Raw genomic sequence first — 10221 nt, 5'->3', positions numbered from 1 at the left:
TGGCTAGGCAAGTTTTAATGAATTCCATCACCTCATCGGTTACCACATACCTCTGACGACCACTTATTCCTTGCCGTTCCCATGGGACCAGTGATCCCTCACAGTATTTCTTAACCGTATTGCGAGATATCCCAAGCAATTTTGCTATATCCCTCTGTGACTTGCCTTCATGCTCATGTAGATAGCGTATCTTTTTATAAACATCCACTTCTATTGACACCCTTTCACCCCTGTACGTCAGCTTCTTACTGATCTAAACTATACAGGTTTTTTATAAGAAGTGGCTCACTTTTTTCCTGGCGTTACTCTTATTTTTGGCTCACTTTTATTTTAGCGTTTATATCAATCATCCTTATTTTAAATAGTTTATCTCCTGGACACTTAATTATTCTAATGCACTTCTTGCTTCTTACTTCTCAATTTTTACTATTTACTATTTAGTCCCCCTTTTCTACTCTTAACTAATTGGCTTAAGTGTAAGAATTTCTTTCTTTATTATAATACCCCAATGGGGTATACTCAAACTCACATAGAATTTCTCTGAAAAATATAAAGGAAGTGAGCTTAAAGCATATCACGACGCTTTAAAGCCACTTCCTTTATATTTGTACCATAACTTTTTATTACTTTCCCATAACTAAAAGTATAGAACTTTATTCCAGTAGTAGGTATAGTAGAAGTAGTAACTTGTTAACCTTACTAAGTAAAAGCTTTTTCTGATGATTAGGAGATGAAAGCATGAAACCCTATTGGGATTTAGATAAATTAACCATAAAACGTATTTTTGGGATCATTGAAAAATGTGAAGAATTGGAGTTGGAAAACGCCTGTTTTATATATAATCCCAAACTTAAAAACGAAGTAAAATTCTATATGGTTAAGTATGATCATCATTGGAATTTAACTGTTATCCAGAACTGGGAGAAAAAAAGTGACATTCATAAATTTAAAGATGGATCATTAACCTTTGAGTATTCGCAACTCAATTAAACAAGAAAGGTCAACCAAGTTTGCGCTACCTGGCAGGGATAATTTCTACCCAATAATTATCTGGATCATTAATGAAATATATGCCCATTTCCTTATTTTCGTAACAGATACAACCCATTTTCTTGTGATGTTGATATGCTGCCTCAAAATCGTCGACCATAAAAGCAACGTGGAATTCATTTTCTCCTAAGTTATAGGTTTCAGTTCTGTCTCTTAACCAAGTCAGCTCCAGGCTATGTTGAGTATCACCGTCTCCAAGATAAACAAGAATAAATTCCCCATCCGCCTGCACATGCCTTTTAACCTCGATTAACCCTAAAGCTTCCTTGTAAAACTTCAGGCTCTTTTCAAGGTTAAAAACATTGATGTTGTTATGATCAAATCGAAATTTCATAGTTTTAATTCTTCCCCTCATTTTTGGCTTATATGATTATTCTCTCTAAGAAAATCCTATCCCATAACTTGATTGGTTAGCTCATAGGTATTAGTATTTATTCTATAATCATTATGAGGTGATAACAATAGGAACTTCAAGCATTAAAATTAAATATCTTTATCACAGTGGCTTTTTAGTGGAAACGGATAATAATTTGCTTATCTTTGATTACTATCAGGGCCCAGTTGAAAGTTTAGTCAGAGAAAGCCCAAAAAATATCTTTATCTTTTCCTCTCATAGTCATCCTGACCATTTTAACCCAGTGATCTTAGAATGGCAAAAAAACAAACCCGATATTCAATACATCTTCGGCTATGATATTAATGTTCCGCAAAAAAACAAAAACATTAATTTCCTATCCCCCTACGAGAAGCTAGAAATTGGCAACTTAAAAATAAAGGCCTATAATTCAACAGACTTGGGCATATCCTTTCTCGTCCAAGATGAAGAAATCCGACTCTTTCATGCAGGGGATTTAAACTGGTGGTACTGGATTGACACCCCGGCGGAAATGATGAAAGCTGAAAAGGACTTTAAGGAAGAAGTTCAAAAAATCAAGGGAGAAACTATTGATATTGCTTTCTTCCCCGTCGACCCGAGGCTCGAGGAAAACTATAGTGCAGGAGCAGAGTACTTTATACAGGAGCTTGCCCCCCGAATTTTTATTCCTATGCACTTTGCTGACAGCCCTGAAATAACCAACAAATTCGAAGATAAAATGAAGAATTGCCCAAGTCAGATCCTGAAATTTTCCCAAGTCGGACAGGAATTAATACTTTAATTCTTTGCTGTAGGGCCCCCTTCATAGCAATAAGCTAAGCAGAATTTATTCTTCTTAGCTTATTTTCATTTGGTACGCACAACTCTGTGCACTCTATTAATATTCACACAATCCACAGGACCATTCATTATAAGAAATGAATGGTTCTGTTATTCAATATCGCCCAGCTCAAAGCAACATTTAGACAATGTTCGTATTGTACCTAATATCTTTAATTTCTTGCGAATAGTGCAAAACACCTTAAGGAATTTATAAGTTTTCTTTGGTTAAAATAATTGTCATAGTAAATCTTAAGGAGTATATATGGCATCTACATTTTGGAGCAATACAATTTGGTACATACTGTTGGGGATTTTCTGTATAATTCAAATGATTTTTGGATTGAGTAAAGCCAAGAACCGCAAACATGCGATGGCTGTATTTATTATTATTGCCGGAATGACTTTCAGCTATGAAGTCACTATATTTTGCTTTTTGAAAGCTTACAATTATTACCCTATGATAATTCCTCACTCTCCCATAGATGATGGACTGGCAGGAAATCTTTTCTCACAATTCTCTGTGACAGCTTCGGCAATGTTGATTTCGGTTTTATATCTTAAATACTACTGGTTTTTAATATTTTCATTAATATATACCATTATCGAAGAATCCTTTTTAATTTTAGGCATCTATTCTCAAAATTGGTATCAGACATGGATGACTACGCTTGGTCTTCTATTTTTATTTTGGGTTTTTAAAAGAATGTACGCAACCGATTTTAAACACCTCAGACCTATTTGGTATTATATTTTTATGCTGTTTGGGTTATATACTTTGCATATGCCTGCTATATTGTGGCCTTTCATTCAATCGGGAATTCTTGTACTTAACACAAAAATTCTTGCAGATCCCATGAACAGTTACGCCTTAATTAGTTTAGTAAATTTGCTTCTTATGTCCTTTATATGTATGGTGATCTATTTTTCAAAGCTAAACTTTAAGTGGAAATCAATGTTAGCATTAGCTCTTTACGTTATTATCTATTTTGCGGATAAATTAAACATAATTTATGTGAAAGATAGTTTCTTCTTGTTTTTTGCAACTATCGATATTTTCGGCATGTTATTATGCATATTTATCCTCCATAAATTAATGGCTCCGAGCTCCAATAAATAAGTTAACCTTAACATCTAATTTGATTGCCTTTTTAACCCAGCATCAGAATCAACACTCAGGTATTTCAAATAAATATGCTGTAATCATCAGCCAAGCTTTTGGTCTCTAGTTTCTAGTTTCTCACTAAAGAAAGTAGAACCTAGGATGAGAACCCCTCCGATCATTTGAACAAAGCTCATGCTCTCTCCCAAAAACACCGCTGCAATGATCACGGCTGAAATAGGGTCAATATAACTTAAAACAGCTATAGTCTGTCCCTTAAGTTCTTTGATCGAAGTAAAATATAAATAGTAAGCAACACCAGTATGAATAATACCTAGTATTAGAATAAAGATTATAGATTTTGAGTTCATACCCGAAAAATCCAGCTGATCTTTAATTATAACATAAGGTGAAAGTACCAAAACAGCTACCATTAACTGAACTAAGGTGGTTTCAAACCCTGCCAGATTCTTAATGAATTTATTCATCAGAATGACGCTGGCATAGAGTACAGCCGCTGAAAGACCATATAGTATACCGACTATGTGATTGTACGTGCCACTAGTATTGTTGCCGCCAAGGCTAACGATTAGAAATAATCCAAGCATCGCAGAAATAATACACCCTAACTTGGCAAAGGTTAGTCTTTCTTTAAGAACAAAGGGGGCTAAGATTATAACCACTATCGGTGCGAAATAATAACTTAAGGTTGCATTTGAGATCGTTGTATATTTATACGACTGAAATAAAAGGATCCAGTTAAAACCAACCGCGGAACCTGATAAAATTAAGATTACAATATTTTCTCTAATAGACTTAAACGAAAGCTTTTGCCTTAGAAAAAAACTGGCACATATCAAAAATAAACTTCCGATGACTCCTCTTAGTAAGGCAATTTCACTTGAAGACAGATTGATATTCTTTACAAAAGCTCCAATACTTCCAAAAATAAGCATGGCTGTTATAATCCTAAATTTTCCGTTCACTTTTTGAGTCACCTTTCTTCATAATATCTTGCTATTTTTGAGGCACAAAAATATGCGTACTTGTATATGAATGAGTTCCATAACAGCATAATGTTATTGTTTGAAATAACCCAATATAGGAGACGATAAGTTGCTATGAAAGTAATTTCTGGTACATTATTGCAACAGGCGCTTGATGGAGCTAAATCTGCAGGTGCTCAACCGAAAGCCATAAATAAGCAAAGCCAATCTGGTCTCTGATGAGAATCAGATTGGCTTTGCTTATAAATATAATCACATAGAGAAATAGGAGAAAAAATCAAATTTTTTCATATTCCTGCAGAATAATTTCCGCCAGAATTTCAGAGGTTCGTTCAGAAGAACGCAACTGGTCTTTCGAAAGACAAAAGGTAACATGCCTTTCATCAAGGTCCAAATCATCAATTGTACTAGCAAAAAATCCTTTAACCTTTTTATCTATCTGAATCATAATATTAATCCTATCTTCTTGGGCTTCAAAGGAAACTTCAAGTTCATCAAGTTTCCCTTTAAGAAGCTTAGTTGGGACATACTCAAATTGCTGAAACTTTCCATTGAATGAACCTGATTCAGCCTTAGCCCTAAAGCCAAGTAATCCTATTGCATCAAGTAAGCATTGGACATATCGGTTTGGTCTTATGGTAATCTCATCGATATCCTTTATATCAACTGCATTTGGTATATCCAAGTTTGTCCTAAACTGGTATTTTGTATAGTTGGCTGATATGGGGATATTATATGGAAGTTCAAACTCAAGCGGGATAATAATTTCAGGTGAATTTGCCTTAACCATCAATTGGCTGGCAACTACTCCGCTAGCTATTTCCTGATGTACATGCCTTATTTCGTCCCCCGCTTTGTATCTTGAGGAAACCTCTAATGCTACTGTTATTTCCGTAATTACTTGATCTACTGCCCCACCGCTCACATAGACTTTTCCACTTACTGTACCACCAAGTTCTACAACATCATTATTAATTTCAAAGTTTACCTTTGCACTGTCAATGCCTAACCCAGCCAGGATTTTTTTAATCATTTACGATACCTCCCTTATTTACGCAAATAATAATGTCTAAATCTCCCTGGTACCCGGACCCCCAACTCCCGTTTTCCATTCCCTTTACACCTGAAAATTTGCCTTTTTACAAGACATGTGACATTTTGGACAATCGGAAAAATATCCCCAGTATAATTGACTTATTGATTTCTCATTAGTTTGCCTAAGTATTCCACACTGTGTCTTGAAAAACCTTCTTAGCTACAACAAAACACCATTTCACCAAGTTGAACTCCTAAATCTTTTGCTACAATCTCACACTTGGCTCGCAGCAAGAAATACAGCCTTCTATCCTCCCTGCCAAGCGCCTCTAACGATTCATAATTAGCCTGTCCTTTACTAATCACTAAGTCCGCTTTCTGATATACTTGTTTGAATTCTTCCGAGCAGTCTTTGAGAATTGTCCCTAAAAAACCGCTGCCATTAGAAATTACGCGGAATTGATCTGTCATACCTACATAAGCCGCATCTTCCATCGTGGCATCATTTAAAATCGGTCGATCCTTAACTGCATATGTAACCTCTACCCCGAGTTCCGACAGTTGCTCAGCTAACAGCCTGTCGAAAGCAATTTCCCCGCTGTTATCTCCGAGAATTAATATTTTCCGAGCTTCTTTTAGTCTTTGCTGGAAAACCACGTAATCATCCCGGGCAAAGCTCTTCTCAATGGCCTCCCGAATACTCCCCTCAACATCAAAATCTTTTAGGATGCCCATATCGATAATATTCCCGGCAACAGCGATTTGCAAAGACATAAAGAGCGGATCTAAACTTTGGCGAATCCTCTCTTTTAACTGGGGCAGGAGTTTAAGAGCCAAGTCATTGGACTCCTGTTTAGCATTGTGAAAGGGGTCCTCGATTCCCATCAGCTCATTGACCTTTCTGAGAATAAAAGTCGAGTTCTCTGCGGGAATTCCTTGCGGGTCTAAATGAGGAAGGAGGGATAGAGTCTGATAGATTATTTCTCGCGCTTGTTCCTCATGGATTTCAGTTTGTGCTAAAGTATTAATCGTTTGCTTTATATAGCAAGGAATACAATCCAAGGCAACGTTCACAAGCAGGATCCTCCTTGTTAGTTATTCTTCAACATTTATTGAATCAAATAATTAAACTTCTTCGTCTTCAAGTTTAGCCGACCTTAGGTCCTGACTAAAGCTAGTAAGTTTCTTACTAGCTTTAGCGAGATTGGAGTCTCCGTATAGCGAATGATGTTAGTGAAGCGGCTGTGGGGATGAAGAACGATCCAAAGATACATCAGCGATTGATAGTGATGCCACTACGCAAGGAAAGCCCAATCTCACACGTTCTGCTATTGGAATAACAACACTGTACATCATCAGGCATAATTACCTTTTGAGCACAGGCTTCTGCTACAGTTTTAAATTTATCACTGATATGCATTTTAACAGAACTACACGTCACATGTACAGCTACCGTCTCTGGAACCTGTCTGAACTTTAAGTGATCCAGCAAGAAGTCGTGAGTGAACTCAACCGAATCATGAAGCTTAATATCCAACTTAAAAGCACGCTTCATTCGATAGAGACACGGGCTGGTATCGGAAAGTATGGGATATTTTCCGTTATCACTTGCTTTATGCAACACTCTTTCTAATTCCTCACTTTTCTCGTCAGCAATCTTAAAGAATCCTTTGCTTTCTAGTCTTTGCAGAGTTAACCTGTACGATTCCTTATCATGACTTTTATAAGGGAATTTTAAAATAGATAGCAATCTGAAAAATCCAGACTGCTATCTATCTTTCATTCATTGCAATCCCCCAATCTGGAGGCTTGGTCCATTGATTGGAGGGTAGTTTCTTTGGAATCATCCTATTGGGGACACATGCCAACCCTCAATTAAACGTCTAAAGTATAAATACAGCTCGCTCCAGAATATTAACCTTAGATATGTGGATAATATAAATAAAATTCTCAATGCAATACAAAAAGGGGTTAACATTCATGCCCGATTACTTTATATATCCTATCTTTACAGTAATTTTCGCAATAATCTTAATAGCAAATGTACCTCAACAAGAAATTCAACGTTTGTCTATTTATGGAATCATTTTCGGTGGAATAATTGATATTCTGGTTCATAGTTTTGGATATGTTACTGGACTATTTTCTTGGATAAATTACGGACCATTTGGATTCATAGGCGTACATCTATTTCCCAGTTTATCATGGTCAATATTTTTTATTTTATATTTTTATTTTTTACCAAAACAGAAGCCCTTAAATTATTTATTTGCTGTTGTTGGAATATTTTTTTCCGCATTGTACCATACAATGCTCCTTGATTTGGGTATTTTAAAATCCGCTAGTAGGTTTATATTGCCTTTAGTTGGTTTTTCTGCTTGGTTTTCCATAGCCACATGGGGCTTTTATAAATTAAATAGTTTCATAGAACGCAAAACAAGAAGAGTAGTTTCAATTAAATTAAAGCGATACGTGCAAAAGTCACGGAATACTACTAAAGAATAACTTATAATTCCCAACATCATATTGATTTTAATCAACAACAACGGAGGGTATGCTAGTTGGAAAACACACATAATTTCATTTTACCCCCAAAAAATCTTATCGGTAGTGGGGCCATCAAAGACCTTCCAAACGAATTATTGTCATGGAAGCTTAGCAAGGTCCTGATTGTTACAGATAAAAACATGATAAGTCTCGGATATGTCGAAAATGTAGAAAAAATCCTAAAAAGTTTATTTATTTCATATGATATTTTTGACGGAATATTACATCCAAACCCTACTGTTTCTTTTGTCGAGGACGGCTTAACTTATCTAAATAAAGGGCTCAATGTCTTCAAACGAAATTACAACTTGATAATTTCCATCGGAGGTGGAACAAATCATGACTGTGCTAAAGCAATCGCCACAGTGGCTACAAATGGTGGCTCGATCATTGATTATGAAGGATATAATAAAATAACCAAACTAGGAATACCGCAAATTGCCATCAATACAACCGCCGGATCCGGAGCCGAATTAACTATGTATAGCATAATAGTCGATGAATCAAGAAAGGTAAAAATGGTGATCTCTTCGCCATTTTTGACACCATTTATTTCAGTCAATGACCCAATATTTATGACAACAATGCCCAAAGAAGTTACCGCCAGCTCAGGTATTGATGTTGTTTCCCATGCCATAGAAGCTTATGTATCCACTGAAGCTTCTCCAATAACAGACTCTTTAGCCCTTGAAGCATTAAAACTGGTTTTTGAATATCTTCCGAGGTCCTATGATAATGGCAATGATTTGGAAGCCAGGGAAAAGATGATGTTCGCAAATATTATGGCTGGCATGGCTTTTAATAATGCCGGATTAGGCTATGTGCATTGTATGGCACATCAATTGGGTGGATTTTATGAGCAAAGCCATGGAGACTATAACGCTGTCTTGCTGCCTTATGTGTTTGAGTTTAATTCCGTCTCCATACCTGAACAAAGAATTCTGAAATTATGTGAAGCCCTGGGGACCATCACCCATAACACCTCACAAGCTGTCGGTTTAATTATTGACTCAGTTGACAAATTACGTTCCAAACTTGAAATCCCCAGCAAATTAAGTGCGATGGGGCTAAAGGAAAGTGATATTGAAACACTCTCTCAGAATGCCTTAAAAGATATCTGTTTTTTTACAAATCCAAGACAAGGCTTGCTAGAAGATATTATTAGCCTCTATAAAGCAGCATTCTAGTGCTATGTCAGTTTTTCCGGGCTAAAGTTCTATAACATGTTAACATCGGCGATGCTCACCGATGTTAACACTTCAACCATTCCATTATTCAAGTCTTGCCTGCTAGGCAGCAGTGACTTTACTAATTTAATCAAGAAAAGACAGATAACCTAATCAGAAGAATGATTCTTCCACAATCTTTCTAATACTAGATTTCACCTCCCTCACAGAGATGTCCCCCCTGTTGCGGACACCTTTCCTGAACGCTGAATTTGTCTAATTTGTCTTTCCAATCTGCGAGGAAACGTTAGATCTTCATTACTGCAAACTAAGACCTTCCAGCCAGCCCTATTAAACTTTTTTAGATCACACGGATGCTCGGGATCATAAAGGTAAATTAAGATATCTTCAATTTGGGCCAGAAACTTCTGACCCATTAAGGTTTTGTTCCAATAGACAGTCCCTTTTGGGAAAATATTAGTTAGAACCTGTCCTAGAAGATCCGCCTTCGGAGGAACTAGAGAAGTGCTGAATAATCGAGAAATTTTGGAGTCTATAGATGTAAATAAATCTGAGACTTTAATAAGTTCAACCGTTTGAAGCTCATTTCCAGCGAACGAACTATTTGCCTTACGCAAGTGTTCTATGAAATAATCATTCGTGCTAGACTTAGTTCTAGCTAATTCATCGAGTTCTATCTTAGTTATAGCTTCTAGCTTCGTTTCAACCTGGGCAAGTGCATCAGCAAATGCCAAGGCGTCCGCTTTTGCTTGCATCTCTGCTTGAGCTAGAGCCTCCTCTAGGGACTGTACTTCTCCTTTGGCTTGTTCTGCTTGGGTCAAAGCCTCTTCGAGTGCCTGGACATCTGCTTTCGCCTGGGCTTCTGCTTGGGCCAGAGCCTCTTCGAGCGCCTGGATTTCTGCTTTCGCTTGGGTTTCTGCCTGCGCCAGAGCCTCTTCGAGTGCTTGGACATCTGCTTTCGCTTGGGCTTCTGCCTGGGCCAGAGCCTCTTCGAGTGCCTGGACATCTGCTTTCGCCTGCATCTCTGCTTGGGCTAGAGACTCTTTATGTGCCTGAGCATCTGCTTTCGCCTGGGCTTCTGCTTGGGCTAGAGTCTCT

At 37.1% G+C, this 10221-nt stretch carries 10 protein-coding genes and 2 pseudogenes; 5 read left to right on the top strand and 7 right to left on the bottom strand.

Annotated features, from left to right (window positions below):
* A partial coding sequence (locus tag BUB11_RS15900) for a helix-turn-helix domain-containing protein (protein WP_143187631.1) occupies positions 1 to 220 on the bottom strand: 220 nt, incomplete at its 3' end.
* 518 nt (positions 221 to 738) lie between these two features.
* On the opposite strand from BUB11_RS15900, the gene BUB11_RS15895 reads away from it, so the two are divergent.
* Positions 739 to 990, top strand: coding sequence for a hypothetical protein (locus BUB11_RS15895; RefSeq protein ID WP_073030730.1), 252 nt, complete (start codon positions 739 to 741; stop codon positions 988 to 990).
* Between the two features lie 25 nt (positions 991 to 1015).
* On the opposite strand, the gene BUB11_RS15890 is transcribed toward BUB11_RS15895, so the two are convergent.
* A complete protein-coding gene (locus BUB11_RS15890; RefSeq protein ID WP_073030729.1) occupies positions 1016 to 1384 on the bottom strand; it encodes a VOC family protein in 369 nt (122 codons plus the stop codon).
* Positions 1385 to 1511: 127 nt separating this feature from the next.
* Between BUB11_RS15890 and BUB11_RS15885 the strand changes: the two genes are divergently transcribed.
* Both BUB11_RS15885 and BUB11_RS15880 read left to right on the top strand, forming a co-directional pair.
* Complete coding sequence (locus BUB11_RS15885) at positions 1512 to 2207, top strand: MBL fold metallo-hydrolase (RefSeq protein ID WP_073030746.1); 696 nt, start codon at positions 1512 to 1514, stop codon at positions 2205 to 2207.
* Between the two features lie 303 nt (positions 2208 to 2510).
* Complete coding sequence (locus BUB11_RS15880; RefSeq protein ID WP_073030728.1) at positions 2511 to 3365, top strand: hypothetical protein; 855 nt, start codon at positions 2511 to 2513, stop codon at positions 3363 to 3365.
* Between the two features lie 86 nt (positions 3366 to 3451).
* On the opposite strand, the gene BUB11_RS15875 is transcribed toward BUB11_RS15880, so the two are convergent.
* From BUB11_RS15875 to BUB11_RS15860, 4 genes and pseudogenes are all read right to left on the bottom strand, one after another.
* Positions 3452 to 4333 (bottom strand): DMT family transporter, encoded by an 882-nt coding sequence (locus BUB11_RS15875; RefSeq protein ID WP_143187630.1) that lies wholly within the window; start codon positions 4331 to 4333, stop codon positions 3452 to 3454.
* A gap of 298 nt (positions 4334 to 4631) precedes the next feature.
* Complete coding sequence (locus tag BUB11_RS15870) at positions 4632 to 5387, bottom strand: sporulation protein (protein ID WP_073030727.1); 756 nt, start codon at positions 5385 to 5387, stop codon at positions 4632 to 4634.
* A 218-nt stretch (positions 5388 to 5605) separates the two neighbouring features.
* Positions 5606 to 6463, bottom strand: a complete 858-nt coding sequence (locus BUB11_RS15865) for a damage-control phosphatase ARMT1 family protein (RefSeq protein WP_073030726.1) — start codon at positions 6461 to 6463, stop codon at positions 5606 to 5608.
* 156 nt (positions 6464 to 6619) lie between these two features.
* Positions 6620 to 7067, bottom strand: a pseudogene (locus BUB11_RS15860) (4Fe-4S ferredoxin); the annotation flags it as partial.
* A 302-nt stretch (positions 7068 to 7369) separates the two neighbouring features.
* Between BUB11_RS15860 and BUB11_RS15855 the strand changes: the two are divergent.
* Together BUB11_RS15855 and BUB11_RS15850 are read left to right on the top strand one after the other, a co-directional pair.
* Positions 7370 to 7894: a hypothetical protein gene (locus tag BUB11_RS15855; protein WP_073030724.1), complete on the top strand. Its 525-nt coding sequence runs from the start codon at positions 7370 to 7372 to the stop codon at positions 7892 to 7894.
* A gap of 56 nt (positions 7895 to 7950) precedes the next feature.
* Positions 7951 to 9123 (top strand): iron-containing alcohol dehydrogenase, encoded by a 1173-nt coding sequence (locus BUB11_RS15850; protein ID WP_073030723.1) that lies wholly within the window; start codon positions 7951 to 7953, stop codon positions 9121 to 9123.
* Positions 9124 to 9326: 203 nt separating this feature from the next.
* Here the strand turns inward: BUB11_RS15850 and BUB11_RS15845 are convergent.
* Positions 9327 to 10221, bottom strand: a pseudogene (locus BUB11_RS15845) (hypothetical protein); the annotation flags it as partial.

Source organism: Desulfosporosinus lacus DSM 15449 (assembly GCF_900129935.1).
In the GTDB taxonomy this organism is placed as follows: domain Bacteria; phylum Bacillota; class Desulfitobacteriia; order Desulfitobacteriales; family Desulfitobacteriaceae; genus Desulfosporosinus; species Desulfosporosinus lacus.
This window is presented reverse-complemented; position numbering and strand designations above follow the sequence as displayed.

What these genes read in the sequence shown, in the direction of transcription:
- BUB11_RS15890 (WP_073030729.1), bottom strand. Translation starts at nt 1,384, where the DNA reads ATGAAATTTCGATTTGATCATAACAACATCAATGTTTTTAACCTTGAA.
- BUB11_RS15895 (WP_073030730.1), top strand. Translation starts at nt 739, where the DNA reads ATGAAACCCTATTGGGATTTAGATAAATTAACCATAAAACGTATTTTT.
- BUB11_RS15855 (WP_073030724.1), top strand. Translation starts at nt 7,370, where the DNA reads ATGCCCGATTACTTTATATATCCTATCTTTACAGTAATTTTCGCAATA.
- BUB11_RS15880 (WP_073030728.1), top strand. Translation starts at nt 2,511, where the DNA reads ATGGCATCTACATTTTGGAGCAATACAATTTGGTACATACTGTTGGGG.
- BUB11_RS15870 (WP_073030727.1), bottom strand. Translation starts at nt 5,387, where the DNA reads ATGATTAAAAAAATCCTGGCTGGGTTAGGCATTGACAGTGCAAAGGTA.